At 41.9% G+C, this 18804-nt stretch carries 20 protein-coding genes; 9 read left to right on the forward strand and 11 right to left on the reverse strand.

Going from position 1 to position 18804, the window contains the following annotated elements; genetic code table 11:
• Nucleotides 1-17: 17 nt before the first annotated feature.
• The 8 genes from ACRWQL_RS02345 to apbC all read right to left on the reverse strand — a co-directional run bounded on the left by ACRWQL_RS02345 (nt 18) and on the right by apbC (nt 6333).
• Nucleotides 18-344, reverse strand: a complete 327-nt coding sequence (locus ACRWQL_RS02345; RefSeq protein WP_226410088.1) for a PilZ domain-containing protein — start codon at nt 342-344, stop codon at nt 18-20.
• A gap of 64 nt (nt 345-408) precedes the next feature.
• Nucleotides 409-1368: a DNA polymerase III subunit delta' gene (gene holB / locus ACRWQL_RS02350; protein WP_434952146.1), complete on the reverse strand. Its 960-nt coding sequence runs from the start codon at nt 1366-1368 to the stop codon at nt 409-411.
• 27 nt (nt 1369-1395) lie between these two features.
• On the reverse strand, nt 1396-2040 hold the full coding sequence (tmk, locus tag ACRWQL_RS02355; protein WP_434952148.1) for a dTMP kinase: 645 nt from the start codon (nt 2038-2040) through the stop codon (nt 1396-1398).
• Entirely contained in the window at nt 2037-3050 is a 1014-nt protein-coding gene (mltG, locus tag ACRWQL_RS02360; protein WP_434937489.1) for an endolytic transglycosylase MltG, read from the reverse strand. The genes tmk and mltG overlap by 4 nt, the downstream gene beginning before the upstream one ends.
• A gap of 47 nt (nt 3051-3097) precedes the next feature.
• The gene (pabC, locus tag ACRWQL_RS02365; protein WP_434952150.1) at nt 3098-3931 is read right to left on the reverse strand and encodes an aminodeoxychorismate lyase; all 834 of its coding nucleotides are present in this window, start codon (nt 3929-3931) and stop codon (nt 3098-3100) included.
• Complete coding sequence (gene dcd / locus ACRWQL_RS02370) at nt 3928-4515, reverse strand: dCTP deaminase (protein ID WP_434952152.1); 588 nt, start codon at nt 4513-4515, stop codon at nt 3928-3930. Before dcd ends, pabC begins: the two co-directional genes overlap by 4 nt.
• Before the next feature lie 48 nt (nt 4516-4563).
• Nucleotides 4564-5202 carry a uridine kinase gene (gene udk / locus ACRWQL_RS02375; RefSeq protein ID WP_434925951.1) on the reverse strand — a complete coding sequence of 213 codons (639 nt, stop codon included), beginning with the start codon at nt 5200-5202 and terminating at the stop codon, nt 4564-4566.
• 9 nt (nt 5203-5211) lie between these two features.
• Nucleotides 5212-6333, reverse strand: coding sequence for an iron-sulfur cluster carrier protein ApbC (gene apbC / locus ACRWQL_RS02380; RefSeq protein ID WP_434952154.1), 1122 nt, complete (start codon nt 6331-6333; stop codon nt 5212-5214).
• A 151-nt stretch (nt 6334-6484) separates the two neighbouring features.
• On the opposite strand from apbC, the gene metG reads away from it, so the two are divergent.
• From metG to hisIE, 9 genes are all read left to right on the forward strand, one after another.
• Entirely contained in the window at nt 6485-8566 is a 2082-nt protein-coding gene (gene metG / locus ACRWQL_RS02385) for a methionine--tRNA ligase (protein ID WP_434952155.1), read from the forward strand.
• A 559-nt stretch (nt 8567-9125) separates the two neighbouring features.
• Nucleotides 9126-10025 (forward strand): ATP phosphoribosyltransferase, encoded by a 900-nt coding sequence (hisG, locus tag ACRWQL_RS02390; RefSeq protein ID WP_434952157.1) that lies wholly within the window; start codon nt 9126-9128, stop codon nt 10023-10025.
• 44 nt (nt 10026-10069) lie between these two features.
• Nucleotides 10070-11362, forward strand: coding sequence for a histidinol dehydrogenase (hisD, locus tag ACRWQL_RS02395; RefSeq protein ID WP_434932019.1), 1293 nt, complete (start codon nt 10070-10072; stop codon nt 11360-11362).
• A gap of 73 nt (nt 11363-11435) precedes the next feature.
• Complete coding sequence (gene hisC, locus ACRWQL_RS02400) at nt 11436-12485, forward strand: histidinol-phosphate transaminase (RefSeq protein ID WP_434952159.1); 1050 nt, start codon at nt 11436-11438, stop codon at nt 12483-12485.
• A 37-nt stretch (nt 12486-12522) separates the two neighbouring features.
• The gene (hisB, locus tag ACRWQL_RS02405; protein ID WP_434925947.1) at nt 12523-13590 is read left to right on the forward strand and encodes a bifunctional histidinol-phosphatase/imidazoleglycerol-phosphate dehydratase HisB; all 1068 of its coding nucleotides are present in this window, start codon (nt 12523-12525) and stop codon (nt 13588-13590) included.
• 24 nt (nt 13591-13614) lie between these two features.
• On the forward strand, nt 13615-14280 hold the full coding sequence (gene hisH / locus ACRWQL_RS02410; RefSeq protein ID WP_434953451.1) for an imidazole glycerol phosphate synthase subunit HisH: 666 nt from the start codon (nt 13615-13617) through the stop codon (nt 14278-14280).
• A complete protein-coding gene (gene hisA, locus ACRWQL_RS02415; protein WP_434952161.1) occupies nt 14277-15014 on the forward strand; it encodes a 1-(5-phosphoribosyl)-5-[(5-phosphoribosylamino)methylideneamino]imidazole-4-carboxamide isomerase in 738 nt (245 codons plus the stop codon). Before hisH ends, hisA begins: the two co-directional genes overlap by 4 nt.
• The gene (gene hisF, locus ACRWQL_RS02420) at nt 14996-15769 is read left to right on the forward strand and encodes an imidazole glycerol phosphate synthase subunit HisF (RefSeq protein WP_434929875.1); all 774 of its coding nucleotides are present in this window, start codon (nt 14996-14998) and stop codon (nt 15767-15769) included. Before hisA ends, hisF begins: the two co-directional genes overlap by 19 nt.
• 25 nt (nt 15770-15794) lie before the next feature.
• Nucleotides 15795-16418, forward strand: a complete 624-nt coding sequence (gene hisIE / locus ACRWQL_RS02425) for a bifunctional phosphoribosyl-AMP cyclohydrolase/phosphoribosyl-ATP diphosphatase HisIE (RefSeq protein WP_434929876.1) — start codon at nt 15795-15797, stop codon at nt 16416-16418.
• 97 nt (nt 16419-16515) lie between these two features.
• Here the strand turns inward: hisIE and ACRWQL_RS02430 are convergent, their stop codons facing one another.
• The 3 genes from ACRWQL_RS02430 to ihfA all read right to left on the reverse strand — a co-directional run bounded on the left by ACRWQL_RS02430 (nt 16516) and on the right by ihfA (nt 18802).
• Nucleotides 16516-17388, reverse strand: a complete 873-nt coding sequence (locus ACRWQL_RS02430; RefSeq protein ID WP_434952163.1) for a mechanosensitive ion channel family protein — start codon at nt 17386-17388, stop codon at nt 16516-16518.
• A gap of 35 nt (nt 17389-17423) precedes the next feature.
• Entirely contained in the window at nt 17424-18359 is a 936-nt protein-coding gene (gene lpxM / locus ACRWQL_RS02435; RefSeq protein ID WP_434925943.1) for a lauroyl-Kdo(2)-lipid IV(A) myristoyltransferase, read from the reverse strand.
• A 143-nt stretch (nt 18360-18502) separates the two neighbouring features.
• Nucleotides 18503-18802: an integration host factor subunit alpha gene (gene ihfA / locus ACRWQL_RS02440; RefSeq protein ID WP_226410105.1), complete on the reverse strand. Its 300-nt coding sequence runs from the start codon at nt 18800-18802 to the stop codon at nt 18503-18505.
• Nucleotides 18803-18804: the final 2 nt, after the last annotated feature.

Below are 18804 nucleotides of genomic sequence, written 5' to 3' on the forward strand. Positions count from 1 at the left end.
ATGCAGAGGATACCGAGCTACATGGTACAGGTCAAATCACCTGACGATAATTCTTGTGCTAATAACTTTTCAATATGGTGTTTATGGCTTTCAGGGTCGGTTCTAATTTTAATACCAATCCCTGCAGGTCTTCCACCCGATGCGCCAATAGGATTAATCCATACCACAGAGCCTTTAAATTCATTAATTTGGCTAGTGTTAGGTAAACGGTATGCAATGGTGAGTTCTTGACCTAAAAAATGACTTTCTGTAGTTGCCACAAATAATCCCGCCGGTTTAATAAACGGCATATAGGCACGATATAGCTGGTGCAGAGTATCGTAATTAACCACCAAGTCGACCATATTATCTCTTAATTCTCTTATAAAATGATGTGAGTACTTATATTAAGCGGTTTAAGCATAGCACTTAGCTTAATGCTAGCACGTGCCTGAATTGTAAAACATAATTTTGACATAAAGCCTGTGTGTTTACATTAGCCATTGTAGCTAATTTATGGGTCATGTGCATAACATCACCAGCTAATTCAATCACTTTTGATTGAATTAATGGATTTAACTTATTACTTTTTAACACATATTGCCTTAAGAACAAATATAAAACCTTCAAAGCATCTATTATTTGTATATCAGTTAACTTTAACAAACTATTTTGCAAGTGACCCGACTGTAAGCTTGCGGACCAATCTTGTCGATATTCAAGTAATTGTGGGTAATGTTTTGACTGCAGGCTAGCGGCTAACTTTAACGGACCACCTACTACGCCTAAACACCAAGTAACATCATGTCGTTGCCCCTGGGCATTAGCAATTGGTAATAAATCCAGTGCGTCAAGCCAATCAGTTATATGTGTTTTAGTTGGGTGAGTAAAGGCTATTTTTTGGCAACGGCTTGTTATGGTCGGCAATAAACTCGCTGGGGTATCGGTTTGTAATAATAATAACGTATTCGCGCCAGGTTCTTCTAATGTTTTAAGCAGGGCATTGGCCGCGGCAATGTTCATCCGTTCGCTTTGCTCTATTACAGCAACACGAGCACCTGACTGCTGTGCGGTATGCAGTAATGATTGACATAACTCGCGTATTTGATCGACTTTGATTTGATTGCCATCACTGCGAACCCAATGTAAATCGGGATGATTACCTGATTTGCATAACAAGCATGCTTTACATATACCACAAGCGCCCACTGGGGTTTTGTCGATACACAATGCCATTTGGGCCATTTCAGTAGCCAGTTCGATACCCCCTAACGCAATATCGACAGGGATAAGCTGGGCATGACTATGCTGATTTTGGTAACACAACTTAGCGAACAGCTCAAATGGAGTAGCCAACCAAGGTAGTTGTGTCAAAGTATAGTCTGTCATCTTGTTACCCCTTGTATCAGCGATTGCTTAAGGCAGTTTTACTGCTAATAATCTTTTGGTTAGTTTATCGCGAATATCTTGATGTACTTTATCGATAGACTGACTTGCATCAATAACAATAATGGACTCGTCTTCGGCTGCAAAGGCTAAAAAGGTAGCACGGGCACGTTCAAAAAATGCAATATGTTGTAACTCGATTCGGTCCAGTGCACCCCGGGCAGATGCGCGTTGTAAACCCAGGCTAGGGTCAATATCTAAATACAGGGTTAAGTCAGGTTTAAAGCCATGCAAACTTGCATCACTAATGGCTTTAACTAATGGCATTAAGCCTCTGCCACCGCCTTGATATGCTAGCGATGATAAATTGTGACGATCACCTAATACCCATTGCCCTTTAGCTAATGCAGGCTTTATCACATTAGTAATTAACTGGGTACGTGCTGCATAAAATAGTAAGCATTCTGCTTCATCGCATAAGGGATCGTTTTCATCGGCAATTTTAACTAAGTCGCGAATTTTTTCAGCCAGAGGTGTGCCGCCAGGTTCTCTGGTACATACTGGTGCTTGACCTGTATGTTCAGTAATAATGCTTTGAACTAAAGACACCGCACTAGATTTACCAGCACCCTCTAGGCCTTCGATAACAATAAATTGTCCTAATTGTTGACTCATTTTTTCTTTCTCTGATATTCATTTACAGCACGGTTATGTTCTTTATACGTCGATGAAAAAATATGACTGCCATCATTTCTTGATACAAAAAACAAATAATTCACTTTGGCCGGGTTTGCTGCCGCATATAAAGACGCCTTGCTTGGAGCCGCTATCGGTGTAGGGGGTAAGCCATCAATTCGATAAGTGTTAAAAGCGGTTTTCTCTAGTATGTCTTTCTTAGTAATATTGCCTTTATATCTGTCGCCCATACCATAAATAATGGTGGGATCCGTTTGTAAACGCATGCCCTTTTTCAAACGATTATTAAATACTGCACTGACCCAATTACGTTCTTCATCTTTAGCGGTTTCTTTTTCGATAATTGAAGCAATAATCAGCAGTTCATAGGGCGAGTTTAATTTTAGATCAGGATCACGCTGTTCCCAGGCTTGCGCCAAATGAGTTTGCATCATTAAGTAACTGCGTTGCATCATTGAAAATAACGTTTCATCGACACGATAGTGATAAGTTTCAGGGAAAAACTTACCCTCAGGTAATCCTGTCGTATCGCCATTTGCTTCAAGTACTTTAATAAACACATTCTCATCATATTGCATGTGTTCTAGACCTTGTAATACTGGTATCCATTCCTTAATGGTTTTACCTTCAACAAATGTCACTGAAAATACCATTTCTTGGCCTAATCTCAGTCGGTTGATAAAATCCACCAGCTTATCGCCTGGCACCATCTGATAAAGCCCAGCTTTAATATCGCCTAAATAAGGTTCTAGTTTGACTAACAAGCGCACTTTCCAGCTTTCAGTAATAATGCCTTGTTGTTCTAATTCCTGGGTTAATTTCAGTAAAGATGTACCAGATGTCACGGTAATGATTGTGGGTTCCGTCAGCGTTAATGGCTGATTTTTGTATTGCAAAATATCTTTTGCATACCAATAAGCCACTAAACACATAATGGCTAAAAGTGGAATTAAACTGGCTAACAATCGGGTTATTATTGTTGTTTTCATAGACATCTAATTAGGTGAATGATTCTTGTTGGCACAAGTAAAGTGCCTTAGCTTAATAGCGTTTGCAACTGCTGTGCAATAGCTTGCGTGTGAGACCATGGCTGATAGCTGTTTTTATCGACTCGTACAACATCAATAAGGCCGAGCAAACTATTACTCATCATAATCGCATCAGCCATTAATACACTATTACTGTTTAGCTGAGTCGCATAAACTGCAATACCCTGTGCTAACATGATGTCAATCACAGCTTCACGCATTACACCACTCACACCAGCTTGATTAATCGCAGGAGTAAATACTTGATTATCTTTAACTATAAAGATGTTCGCCATTGAGGCTTCAATCAAATATCCCTGAGTATCGTAGACTAACCAATCATCAAATCCAGTGGGTAAAGTATGTGATTTTATCAGCACTTGCTCTAACCGATTAAGGTGTTTAATACCCGCTAACAGTGGTTGTCGAGCTAAAGTGACTGGTGAGGTAGTTAACGCAACGCCACTTTTTTGCCAAGTTTTATAATGCTCAGGTATTTCATGTACTGAGGTGATTTCGGTAATATTGGCTATTTCAGGCGCTTGATAACCACGGCCACCAACACCACGAGTCAGCAGTAATTTGACACATGCATTGGGATAACTACTGGCGAGATAAATTAAATGCTTGCGTAATTGACTAGATGCAGACCAATTAAGGTTAAGTCGTTTACTGCCTTGCTCCAGTCTAGTTAAGTGTAAATCTAACAACATAATGCCAGCTTTGGTGGATGTAGAAGGATAGGTTCGCATAGTCGCAAACAGACCATCGCCATAAGCTAAACCACGATCAAACGGGTTGACGCTTGCCATATGTTGTTGATTTACCCAAACTTGCGTCATTTATCGTCCTGACTTATCCGGCTGGCTACGGCATCTTGCTGGTTGTTATATTTTGCACTTTTACGTTTATTGTATGGCCGCGCCACTGGACCGCTTAAACGCTCAAAATTTAATGCACCAATGGTCATGCCAGGACGAAGCGCCAATGGCAATTTACCACTATTGAAAAACTCTAATACAATCTTGCCTTGCCAACCGGGATCGATTCGATGGGCGGTAACATGAACCATTAAGCCTAATCGGGCTAATGATGATCTGCCATCTAACCAACCGACAATATCGGCCGGTAAGGTAACAGTTTCAAGGGTAACAGCTAAAGCTAATTCGCCAGGATGAAGAAAAAAAGCTTCACCGTCTGCAATATTAATTTTATCGCCCATCACCTTATCTAAGGCAATTTGCATTTCTGCTGCTGGGCCACTTAAATCAATATAGGGTGCGGTATGATCTTGAAACACCCTAAACTGACTACCCAAGCGCACGTCAACACTAACACCTGAAATAGCTTCAACTGGAGGTCTTGGGTCAATAATAATCAACCCATCATCTAAGCTTTGTTCTATTTCGATATCGGTTAAACGCATTTGCACAACCTTAAATTAAGTGAGTAATGAATTTTTAAATCAGTAATGTTACTTAGCCAACAAATGTTGAATTCGAGCTTTTAATATATCGGTTGCTATACGATTTTTCCCACCACGGGGGACGATGATATCGGCATATTGCTTCGACGGTTCAATAAACTGTAAAAACATCGGACGTACTGTTTTCTTGTATTGTGAGATAACCGATTCCATTGTTCTACCACGTTCTGCAACATCTCGTGTTAATCGCCGTAAAAAACAGATGTCTAGTGGTGTGTCCATGAACACACTGGCATCCATGAGTTCACGTAACTTAGGATCGGTTAGTAACAAAATCCCTTCTAGAATAATGACTTTTTTAGGCTGCATTTCGAGCGTTTCAGATATACGAGTATGTTCGGTGTAACTATAACGTGGAATGTTAACAGCCTCACCACGTTTTAATGTTTCTAAATGGCTAGCAAGCAGTTGATGGTCAAGTGCTTTAGGGTGGTCATAGTTGGTTTGAATCCGCTCATCCATGGTCAAATGAGATTGATCACGATAATACGCATCTTCATTGATAACCCCTATTTGGTTGGTGCCCAGATCACGGCAAAGCTCTTGAAAAATAGTATTCGCAATTAAGCTTTTACCTGATGCCGATGCACCGGCGATACCAATAATGACACACTGTGGAGAATTCATGCTTTGACCTTACTCGTCGTCCGATATACTAATAGAAACAGTTGATTTAACTTGTTGTAATGCTAATTGCGCGCCTAACTTGCGCGCAATTTCACGATAAATACCAGACACTTCAGAATCAGGCTCAGTGACCACGCTAGGCGCACCATTGTCCATCGATTCACGAATATTAATATTTAACGGCAACGCCCCTAATAATGGCACATTATAGCGTTCAGCAATTTTACTGCCGCCATGGGTTCCAAATGGGTGTTCTTTGTGACCGCACTCTGGGCATAAATGAAAGCTCATGTTCTCAACAATACCGAGTACTGGAATTTGTACTTTATTGAACATGCTAATGCCTTTTTGCGCATCAGCTAAGGCAATATCCTGTGGCGTAGTGACAATTACCGCGCCACTTACGGGAAATTTTTGCGATAGGGTTAATTGAATATCACCTGTACCTGGCGGCATATCTATAATCAGATAATCTAATTCTGGCCATTGGGTTTCATTCATTAACTGCACTAACGCACCCGCTGCCATAGGTCCACGCCATACAGCAGCCTCACCATCACCTAGCATAAAGCCTATTGATTGTGCTGCAATACCGTGAGCGGACGCGGCGGTCATCATTTTGCCGTCGGGGCTTTGTGGACGAAAATGCGGAATACCAAGCATAAGCGGAATCGATGGGCCGTATATGTCGGCGTCTAAAATGCCCACTTCTGCCCCTTCAGCTTTTAATGCTAAGGCTAAATTAACTGCCGTAGTTGATTTACCTACTCCGCCCTTGCCTGATGCAATGGCAATAACTTGTTTAACGTTTTTAATCGGTTCAACAGAGGTAATGGCAGAATAAACCCGCGGCTGGAAATCTATCTCACATTCCACTTCGTCAATGGCATCTAATACAGCAAGTTTATTAGTTATTGCCATAACCGTATCACGATATTGGGTCATGCATGGATAAGGATAAATCAACCCTAATTGCAGTCTTTTGCCTTCAATGGCTAATTTAACAACACAACCGGCAGACACTAAACCTTGTTTTAAATAGGGATCTTGATGTGCATCTAAAATGGCAAGCACTGAGGCTAATAATGGTGCATCAAGTTGATAATCAGGATAGGAAATAGACAAAAGCATGACTCCCGTTGACAAATTTGTGCAAGTGTATCAGAACTTCATTATTTTTTAGTTATAAATACACCTTTTTAGTGCATGTTTTGGTGAAAATATTGCATTTTTCAGTTAGTATCTTGGCAATATTTTTAGCGAAATTCGATGTTGAGAAAAAATGACCCAATCACAACGTAAAATTCTGGTTACCAGCGCCCTTCCTTATGCCAATGGCCCAATTCACTTAGGCCACATGCTTGAATACATTCAAACTGATATCTGGTCTCGCTATCAAAAGTTGCGCGGACATGAATGTCACTTTATTTGTGCAGACGATGCCCACGGCACGCCTATCATGCTTAAAGCTCAGCAACTTGGTATTGCACCAGAAGAAATGATTGCGCAAGTTCAAGAAGAACATCAACAGGATTTTGCTGATTTCAATATTCAGTTCGATAATTTCCACAGCACCCATAGTCCTGAAAATCGCGAGCTGGCCAGCAGTATTTATTTGAAACTTCGCGACGGCGGCTACATCAAAACCAAGACTATTTCACAGCTATTTGATCCTGAAAAGTCGATGTTTTTACCAGACAGATTTGTAAAGGGAACCTGCCCTAAATGTAAGTCTGAAGATCAGTACGGTGATAACTGTGACAATTGTGGCGCAACCTACAGCCCTACAGACCTCATTAATCCTAAGTCTGCAGTTTCTGGTGCAACACCAATAATGAAAGACAGCGAGCATTTCTTCTTTGACCTACCGGCATTTGAAGGCATGTTGCATACCTGGCTTAATTCAGGTTCATTGCAGCCAGAAGTGTCTAACAAGCTAAAAGAATGGTTTGAGCAAGGCTTGCAACAATGGGATATTTCTCGTGATGCGCCCTATTTTGGTTTTGAAATACCTGATGCCCCGGGTAAATACTTCTATGTATGGTTAGATGCACCAATCGGTTACATGGGCTCTTTCAAAAACTTCTGTGATAAAAACCCTAGCGTTAACTTTGATGAGTTTTGGGCCAAAGATTCAACCGCAGAGGTTTATCACTTCATCGGTAAAGATATTGTCAATTTCCATGGTTTATTCTGGCCAGCAATGCTTCATGGCGCTAACTATCGCCAACCGACCAGCGTTTTTGCCCATGGGTATGTGACGGTGAATGGCGCGAAAATGTCTAAATCAAAGGGCACCTTTATTAAGGCGCGTACTTATTTAGACAATTTAGACCCTGAGTTTTTGCGTTACTACTACGCGGCAAAACTGAGCAGCCGTATTGATGACTTAGATTTAAACCTTGAAGACTTTGCTCAGCGTGTTAACTCTGATCTTGTCGGCAAATTAGTCAACCTAGCATCACGGACAGCTGGCTTTATCAGCAAACGTTTTGATGGCAAGTTAGCGACCATTGAAGATAACAGCCTAGCTGAATTATTCTTGGCCAAACAAGATCAAATTGCAGAGTTTTACGAAACCCGTGAATATGGTAAGGCAATGCGTGAAATCATGGCATTGGCCGACATCGCCAATGCTTTTGTGGCTGAGCAAGCCCCTTGGCAGTTAATTAAGCATGAAGACCAGCAGCAACAAGCGCATCAAGTGTGCTCTATTTCATTAAACTTGTTCCGTATCTTAGTGACTTACTTAAAGCCGGTATTACCGCGTTTAAGCCAAGATGTTGAAGCGTTTTTACAAGTTGAATTAACATGGGAAAGCTTAGATAAAAATATGGCTAACCATGAAATAGTGCCTTTTAAAGCGATGATGCAACGTGTTGACCTAGACAAAGTTGCTGCTATGGTTGATGCCTCTAAAGACAACTTACAAGTTACCCAAGCTCCTGAAGAAGTAAAACCTAAAAAGGCTGCTAAAGCTGATAAAGCACCTGTAAAAGTCAGCACAGGTAATCCGCTACAGGATGACCCAATCAGTGACACGATTGAATTTGATGATTTTGCGAAATTGGATTTGCGCATTGCCCGCATAGCCAAAGCTGAACATGTGCCTGACGCAGACAAATTGCTTAGGCTTGAACTTGATTTAGGCGGCGAGACTAAACAAGTGTTTGCCGGTATTAAATCAGCCTATGCACCAGAAGACCTAGTGGGTAAGTTGACTGTCATGGTCGCCAACCTTGCACCTCGAAAAATGCGTTTTGGTATGTCAGAAGGCATGGTATTAGCTGCAGGTCCTGGTGGTAATGAGTTATGGATTCTTGAGCCCCACGAAGGTGCTCAACCAGGAATGCGAGTCAAGTAATCGCTGCAAACAGTTTCTATGACGTTGGTGAAATACAATTAATGGCTATGCCATTTTAAAGCCAGAAATATTTACTTCTGGCTTTTTGTTTGTTTTTTCTACAAAAATAGCCGTTAATTTAAATTGTTCTAAGTTATTACCATAAAATGTGTAAATAATTTACCATTTCCCTTTATTCGCTATTGCAAACAACATCAATAGCGGTTAAGTTTTATGGCATAGAAGTTTACGGCCGTATGAACGCTAACTTCATCAGAATTTATCAAGATAACCACTTGGGTATCTTCATTAACATTATTAAGAGACAAACAATGATATTCATCCTAGCTACTATAATCCATCATCACCACCATATGCGGTAGCCTTCGGATGCTTACTGCCGAGGGTCTATTTCCCTTCCGGCGGTGAAACTATCACAAACCCCTGGAAGCAATTTCAGGGGTTTTTTGTTTTCTTAAGTTTACTTTTTATTTTTACTAAAATTTTTTATTGCTAACTAATTGTTTTTATATTTGAAATCTTACTATTTATTTTCAACTTTAATTAATGGATATTTATCATGACTGAATCAAACCGTTTACGCATCGCTATTCAAAAATCGGGCCGCTTATCTAAAGAGTCACAACAACTACTGAAAAGTTGTGGTGTGAAGTTTAATGTAAATGAGCAGCGCCTTATCGCCCACGCCGACAATATGCCTATCGACCTACTTCGAGTACGTGATGATGATATTCCAGGATTGGTGATGGACGGCGTAGTTGACCTAGGTATTATCGGCGAGAACGTTCTAGAAGAAGAACAGTTAGAACGTCAACTGGTCAACAAGCCAGCTGACTTCACCAAATTACGTGAACTTGACTTTGGTGCCTGTCGCCTATCTCTCGCAGTGCCTAATGAATTCAGCTACAAGGATGCCAGCTCATTAGAGGGTCTGCGTATAGCCACTTCATATCCCAATATCCTTCGCCGTTTTATGCAAGAAAAAGGTATTAGTTACAGCGACTGTATGCTTAAAGGTTCAGTTGAAGTCGCACCACGTGCGGGTTTATCCGATGGTATTTGTGACTTAGTGTCAACGGGTGCAACCCTTGAAGCCAATGGCTTATATGAAACTGAAGTCATTTACCGCTCAATGGCCTGCATCATTCAATCTAATCAAACTCAAATACCGGCTAAGCAAGCGTTAATCGACAAAATACTGTCACGAGTTAATGGCGTTATCCGCGCACGTGAGAGTAAGTACATCCTGCTACACGCGCCAACAGCCACTCTAGATCAAATTGTGGCTTTATTACCAGGTGCAGAAAATCCAACTGTATTACCGCTTAATGATGATTCAAATCGTGTTGCTGTGCATGCAGTCAGCTCTGAAGATTTATTCTGGGACACAATGGAGCAGTTAACGGCCTTAGGTGCCACCTCTATTTTAGTAATGCCAATCGAAAAAATGATGGGGTAATACTGATGACCATGACACAATCACCATTACAGTCTTCATCACCAATGCAAATCCTTAATTGGAATAGTTTATCTGCTAACCAGCAAGTTGCGGCATTAAAACGCTCACCTTTGGTGGGTGATAACAGTGTTGAGCAGCTAGTTCGCAGCATTATCGAACAAGTGGTATTAGATGGTGATGCGGCTATTTCTAAATTTAATCAGCAGTTTGATGGCGCTATCATTGATGATCTTGCCCTAACAACTGCAGAGATAGATTCTGCCAGTGCTAGAGTGTCAGACAAGGTAAAACAAAGCATTGCCCAGGCAGTTGCTAATATTGAAGCGTTTCATCAGGCACAAATATTTAAGCCGATTGATATTGAAACTCAAGTAGGCGTGCGATGTGAGCTTAGATCTGAAGCGATTGAAAAAGTCGGCTTGTATATTCCAGGTGGCACTGCCCCACTTATATCAACAGTAATGATGCTGGCCCTGCCCGCTAGAATTGCCGGTTGTGAGCAACGTGTATTAGTTAGCCCACCGCCAATCAATGATGCGATTATTTATGCGGCCAAGGTGTGTGGTATTACTGAGATATATCAAGTGGGTGGTGCTCAAGCCATCGCCGCTTTGGCATTTGGTACAGAGACTATACCTAAAGTCGATAAAATATTTGGCCCAGGTAATCGTTATGTTACCGAAGCCAAAAGATTAGTGTCGCAAGATAACCGCGTCAGTGTCACCATTGATATGCCTGCTGGACCGTCTGAAGTGTTGGTGATTGCCGATGACCAAGCCAATCCTGCTTTTATTGCAGCGGATTTACTGTCACAAGCTGAGCACGGCGTGGACTCGCAAGTGATGTTGGTGACCAACAGCGCTGTGCAAGCCAATGCTGTGAATACTCAGCTCACTATTCAACTAGCAATGTTACCACGACAAGATATTGCCGCCAAAGCACTTGAATGTAGCCGAAGCTTAGTGGTTGATGATCTTGCTCAAGCGGTACAAGTATCCAACCAATATGGCCCGGAGCACTTAATCGTTCAAACTGAAAACCCACGGGCTTTGCTCAGCACTATCCGTGCTGCAGGTTCGGTTTTTCTAGGTGCATACACACCAGAATCCGTTGGCGATTATGCCAGTGGTACTAACCATGTGTTACCTACTTACGGTTATAGTCGCGCGGTATCTAGCTTATCACTAGCGGATTTTAGTCGACGCTTTACCGTCCAAGAACTCAGCGCTGAAGGCCTGAGAAACATTGGCCAAACCGTGATGACCTTAGCCGAAAATGAACTGTTAGATGCGCACAAAAATGCCGTCGCAATAAGGTTAGCAAGCTTAAACCAATAACAGTAATCTTGGCGCTGTGATGATAAACCCATCGTTGACAGCAATAATAGAATTGATTTATGAGCACACGTTGATGAACACATTTGATGCAAAAAAATTAGCACGACCCGAGTTACTCGACCTTACCCCTTATCAAAGTGCTAGACGCATTGGTGGCCGAGGCGACATTTGGATTAATGCTAATGAATCACCTTTTAACAATAGTGATTTAGATAAATTAAATCGCTACCCAGAATGTCAACCACCTGCACTAATCAATGCGTATGCTGATTATTCAGGGGTTAAGCCAAGTCAGATTATTGCAAGTCGCGGCGCAGATGAAGCGATTGAATTACTTATCCGCACTTTTTGTACGCCGGGTAAAGACACTATTGCCTCATTTGGTCCTACTTATGGTATGTATGCCATCAGTGCAGCTACCTTTAATGTCGGTGTAACAGCACTGAGTTTAACCAGTGATTATCAGTTACCCGAAAACTGGCCAGCTGAAATTGGCGATGCCAAACTTGTATTTATTTGTAATCCCAACAACCCGACTGGCACTATCATCAGCAAACAAGATATTGAAAAGGCGATTGCAAGTGCGCCTCAAGCGATAGTAGTGGTTGATGAAGCTTATATTGAATTTAGCCCTGAGTATTCGGTTGCAGATTTACTGTCGACATACCCAAATCTTGTGGTGTTACGGACTTTATCTAAAGCGTTTGCTTTAGCCGGTGCCCGTTGCGGATTTATGCTAGCAAATGAAGCCATTATTGATTTAGTCATGTTAGTGATTGCGCCTTACCCTGTACCACTGCCAGTGTCTGAATTAGCCACCAAGGCGTTAAGTTCTGATGGTATTAAGCTGATGCGTGAGCAAGTGGCTAGCTTAAACCAACAAGGTGAGCGACTTACTCAGGTACTACAACAAATTGGTGCCCAGGTGCTGACAGCAAAAGGTAACTTTGCCCTAGCTCGCTTTAAAAATGTGACCGAAATAGCACAATTACTGACAGACAATGGCATTGTCGCTAGGGCCTATAAAGATCCTCGTTTAGCCGACGCTATTCGCTTCAGTTTTGCCTCTAGCGCGCAAACAGACAAATTAATTGACGTGCTATTAAGCAGCAAAAATACATAAATTATAACAATATTCCTACAAAGTTAAGGTCGGCAACATGAAACAGAAAATACTTTTTATTGATCGTGACGGCACATTAGTTGAAGAGCCTGCAATTGATAAGCAATTAGACAGCCTAGCTAAATTAGTGTTCGAGCCACAGGTGATCCCTGCGCTACTAAAATTACAAAAAGCCGGTTTTAGATTAGTGATGGTCAGTAATCAGGACGGTTTAGGGACACCTTCTTTCCCTAAAGAAGATTTTGATGCGCCGCACAACATGATGATGCAAATCTTTCAAAGCCAAGGGGTGATGTTTGACGATGTGGTTATTTGCCCGCACTTTAATGATGAAAACTGCAGTTGTCGCAAACCAAAACTTGGGCTTGTAAAAAGCTACTTAACTGAAGGCAGAGTCGACTTTACTGAATCAGCTGTTATTGGTGATCGCACTACAGACGTGGAACTCGCCAATGCTATGGGGATTAAAAGCTTCCTATACAATCGTCAAACCTTAGATTGGGACGCTATTTGCCAAGCGCTATTAAGTAAAGGCCGTCAAGCCACGGTTGTGCGCACCACCAAAGAAACTGACATTAAAGTGACCATTGATTTAGATAATCAATCAAAAGGTAAAATTGAAACCGGCATTGGCTTTTTTGACCACATGCTTGACCAAATTCAAACCCACGGCAATTTCAAAATGGATGTTCACGTCGATGGCGATTTAGAAATTGATGATCATCACAGCGTTGAAGACACTGCACTGGCGATTGGTGATGCGATTCGCCAGGCCTTAGGCGACAAGCGTGGTATTGCTCGTTTTGGTTTCAGCTTACCGATGGATGAAGCCAGTGGCGAATGCTTAATGGACATATCTGGTCGTCCGTTCATCAAGTTCAATGCTGACTTTGACCGTGAAATGGTAGGTGAAATGGCCATCGAAATGGTGCCACACTTCTTCCGTTCATTCGCTGATGGCCTACGTTGTACCTTGCACATTGGCTCGAAAGGCGATAACGATCATCACAAAGTAGAAGCGCTGTTTAAAGTGTTAGGCCGTACGCTTCGCCAAGCGGTGAAAGTGGAAGGTGACATACTGCCATCAAGCAAAGGTGTGCTGTAAGGAGTTAACGTGACAGACTTATCCATAAAAGAGCAGTCAGCTGTTCCTAATCGCGGTAAAGGCAATGATTTAGATGATCTTACTGTGATTATCGATACTGGTTGTGCCAATTTAAGCTCGGTGCGCTTTGCGTTTGAACGTCTTAATGCCAATATCGTCGTCAGTGCTGACTTTGATGTTATTCGCAGTGCTTCTAGAGTCGTTTTACCGGGCGTGGGTACCGCTGGTGCGGCTATGGCTGCATTAAAATCAAAAGACTTAATCGAGTTAATTAAAAGTCTGACCCAACCGGTTATGGGCGTTTGCTTAGGGATGCAAATGCTTGCTTCCCTGTCAAATGAGTATGGCGGACGCAGTACACAGGCCATTGAATGTTTAGGCCTTATCCCAACAGAGATAGGTGATTTAGACAGCAAAGGCTTACCTTTGCCACACATGGGCTGGAATCAAATCACAGTATCTGATCATCCACTTTTTGCCGGCATAGAAAACGGCAGTTATGTGTACTTTGTGCATGGCTATCGTGCGCCAATAAGTGAATATACCTTAGCAAGCAGTAATTACGGTGAAAATTTCAGCGCCGCTATTGGCAAAGATAACTTTTTTGGGGTGCAATTTCACCCAGAAAAAAGTGCTACCGTTGGCGCTAAGATTTTACAAAACTTTTTAAATATGGGGAAAGCACAATGATCATTCCAGCAATTGATTTAATTGATGGTCAAGTGGTGCGTTTATATCAAGGCGATTATCAGCAAAAAACCACCTTTGACCTAAGCCCCCTAGCACAGCTGCAATCCTATGAAGCACAGGGTGCGGAATTACTCCATATTGTCGATTTGACTGGCGCTAAAGACCCGTCAAAACGCCAAATAGCCTTAATTGGCGAATTAGTGGCTGGGTTAACAACCGATATTCAAGTTGGTGGCGGTATTCGCAGCGAGCAGCAAGTTGAAGAGTTATTAGCACTAGGTGTTAAGCGTGTGGTAATAGGCTCACTGGCGGTGAAAGAGCCAGAATTAGTTAAAAGCTGGTTTGTTAAATATGGCAGCCAAGCTATTTGTTTAGCGCTTGATGTCAATATTAACGATGCTGGTGAAAAAATAGTTGCCGTATCTGGCTGGCAAACGGGTGGCGGCAAGTCTTTAGAGTCACTGGTAGCCGAATATCAAAGCGTTGGCTTACAACATGCCTTAGTAACTGATATCAGCCGTGATGGCACCCTACAAGGGGCTAATACTGATTTATACCGCGAACTGGCAGTAAAGTATCCTGACATTAATTGGCAAGCTTCTGGCGGTATCGCCACATTAAATGATGTTGCTGCAGTGCGTGATAGTAAAGCCAATGGCATTATCATCGGCAAAGCACTACTGATTAAAAACTTCACCGTTGAGGAGGCAATCACATGCTGGCCAAACGCATAGTTCCTTGCCTAGATGTTCGTGAAGGTAAAGTCGTTAAAGGGGTACAATTTCGCGACCATGAAATTGTTGGCGACATAGTACCGCTCGCAGCTCGATATGCTCTTGAAGGAGCCGATGAGCTGGTGTTTTATGATATTACCGCTAGCGCCCACGATAGAGTGATTGATAAGTCATGGGTCAGTCGCGTGGCTGAACAAATTGATATCCCCTTCTGCGTTGCTGGTGGAATTAAAACCATTGAACAAGCACGTGAGAAGTTAGCCTTTGGTGCTGATAAAATATCGATTAATTCCCCCGCATTAACCGACCCAAGTTTAATTTCACGTCTACAGGATGAATTTGGCCGCCAGTGTATTGTGATTGGTATCGATTCATTTTACGACGCGGCATCAGACAGCTATAAAGTAAAGCAATTTACCGGTGATGAAGCTTCGACTAAAGACACTCAGTGGTACACCCAGGACTGGGTTGAAGAAGTGCAAAAGCGTGGCTGTGGTGAAATTGTACTCAATGTGATGAACCAAGATGGTGTACGTGGCGGCTATGATATTAAGCAGCTCAGTATGGTTCGCGCTATTTGTGATGTGCCGTTAATCGCATCAGGCGGAGCCGGCACCATGGAACATTTTAAAGAAGTGTTTGAGCTGGCCAAAGTTGATGCAGCATTAGCTGCCAGTGTATTCCATAAAGGCATAATCGATATTGGTGATTTAAAACAATACCTACACGGCCAAAAAATCGCGATTCGACTATAAAACGCATCAAATAAAGAGATAAATTATGACACAAGTAACATTGGATAGTGCAAGCCTAGCTTGGGATAAACAGGATGGATTAATTCCTGCCGTGGTTCAAAACCACTTAACGGGTAAAGTCTTAATGCTAGGCTACATGAATGAAGCTGCCCTTGAGAAAACCCTATCGACCAATCAAGTTACTTTTTTTAGTCGTTCAAAACAGCGCTTATGGACCAAGGGCGAAAGCTCAGGCAATACCCTACAACTTATCGCCATTGATAAAGATTGCGATAACGACAGCCTGTTAGTGCAAGTTATTCCTAATGGACCAACCTGCCATACTGGGGCGGAAAGCTGCTGGCCAGATGGCAATGCCCATCCTTTTATTGATAATCTAACAAACGTCATTATTTCACGTAAGGGTCAAAGTGCAGACTCAAGCTATACCGCCTCGTTATTTGAACGGGGCACTAAACGAATTGCACAAAAGGTTGGTGAAGAAGGATTAGAAACGGCGCTAGCTGCGGTCACCAATGATAAAGAAGAGCTAATCAATGAAGCGTCTGACTTGATGTATCACTTAATTGTGTTACTCGAAGATCAAGGCTTGTCGATGGCAGATATTAATCAAAACTTGCTTGCTCGTCATACTAAAGCGACAAAGTAACGCCAAGTGATTTACGCTAAAATAAAAAAGACGCCTAAGCGTCTTTTTTATTTTAGTAATCAATATGTTATACGCACAACCCCAAAATAATTTATGTTTATTGGGATCTGTCACTATTAGTAATCGTTAGATTGCCATCGACATGAATGTCACGTTGCGGAAAGGCGATAGCAATATCGTTTTTACCAAATAAGTCATAAATTCTAAAACGAATTTCACTGCGACGACGGCGAATGTCGGTTTCAGACACTGCGTTAACCCAAAAAACCATATCAAATATTAATGCACTATCACCAAAATCTTCAAATAGTACCGTCGGTTTAGGGTGCGGTAAAATATCATCACGCTCTTCGATAACATCAAACAATAACTTTTGCACTAACATAACATCAGAACCGTAAGCGACGCCAACTCGCACAAAAGTGCGGGCATTTTTATCAATCAATGTCCAATTGGTTACCGTATTTTCAAGCAGTTGGCTGTTCGGAACTAACATATGAACACCATCATTTCGACGAATTAAAGTAGAGCGGGTGTTTATCGACTCAACCACACCTCTAGCGTCACCCACTTCTAAAAAGTCACCAATACGAATGGGACGTTCCCACATTAAAATCCAACCTGAAATAAAGTTGTTAATAATGTTTTGCGCACCAAAACCCACACCAATCGCAATTGCGCCTGAAACAAACGCAAATGCAGTTAGGGGGATATTGAGAATATCCATACTGGTAATAGCTAAAATAGCGATAGACAATACTAAATACATACGAGAAAACAAATGTACAGCATCAGCACTCACGTTACGTTTTCTTAAGGCGCTAGTAATTAACTTACCCACTCGGCTCACAATAAACCAAGCTAAAAAGATATACAGGGGTACCTGGATAATTTGCAGTAGAGTGATCGGGCGGTTATCGTAGGTGTAGACCACAAACGATAGCACCGAAAGTAACTCATTAAAGTCCATTAGATTGCTCTCTTGGTTATATTTATTGTTTAAGTTTAGTAAAGCTCTGCTTCACCCGGCGGACGAGTTTTCAATATTTTTAAAAACCACATGTATTGCTCAGGGTAAGCTTTTATCACTTGCTCAACAATTTGATTAAGCACTAAAGATTCATCTTCTTTAGTGACCATACTATCGGGATCTAATGCCGGCAATATCGTGGTATGAAATACCATGGCTTTTTTATCATAGCCGATTTTAACGGGAAACACTTTTGCATTACCCGCTTTGGCTAAACGTCCTACTACGGGCAATGTGGCTTTAGTGGTACCAAAAAATGGCGCAAACACGCTTTGTTCTGGTCCCAAGTCTTCATCGGGCAAATAAAAGAAGCTATTATCTTTTTTCAGTTCTGACAATAGTGCTCGAATACCTGCTTCACGCATATACACTCGGCCACCCTGGCTACTGCGTAAACGGTTACTAAACCAGTTAAATAACCCATTACGGTGGGCTTTTGCCATTGTCACCATAGGTATTTCGATATTAACTCGTAGCCCTGCATATTCCATAGGCCAAACATGCGGCATAATAAAAATAATCGGATGCCCTGCAGCTCTTGCTTGAGTCACATTTTCAAAACCCTGTAATTGAACGCGACGTTTAATGTGTTCGTTGGAACGAAACAGCATTTCTGCTTGCGATAATAAAATAAGGATAAAGGCTTCGACATTGTCACGGATCAGGCTATCGACTTCATCAGGGGTCAATTCAGGTAAACATTGACTAATATTGATCCGGGCTATGCCAATTGGCTTAGTGGCAATACGCATCACTAATTTAGCTAAAACACGGCTAATGGGATCGCGAATAAAGGCCGGTAAAATACCAAATAAAGATAATATTAGGATAGCCAGCCAGGTAACCCAGTATCGTGGATGTAATAACCCTGCATTAAAGCGAGTATCAAAATGCTTTTGTTGTCGAGCCAATAGATTAACCTCATCGAAAAAATCTGCGGCAGAATAATAACATGACTATTTTATTCGGCAAATTCAAAAAAAAAGCCACTCTACCAGAGTGGCTCTTTTAATTTTTACTGTGTAAAGCAGATAAGCTAATTTAACTAGTGAACTTATTTCTTACCGGCGTTAGCCGCTTCCACACGTGCTTTTAACTTTTGTCCAGGACGGAAAGTCACCACACGGCGTGCAGAAATTGGAATGTCTTCACCAGTTTTCGGATTCCGTCCCGGTCTTTGATTCTTGTCCCTAAGGTCAAAGTTGCCGAAGCCAGATAACTTGACCTGCTCACCATGTTCGAGTGCTTCACGAATTTCTTCAAAGAAAGACTCCACCATCTCTTTAGCCACACGCTTATTGATGCCAAGTGTTTCAAATAGATGTTCTGCCATTTCGGCTTTGGTAAGTGCCATAC

Source organism: Shewanella sp. HL-SH4, assembly GCF_051164845.1.
In the GTDB taxonomy this organism is placed as follows: Bacteria; Pseudomonadota; Gammaproteobacteria; order Enterobacterales; family Shewanellaceae; genus Shewanella; species Shewanella glacialimarina.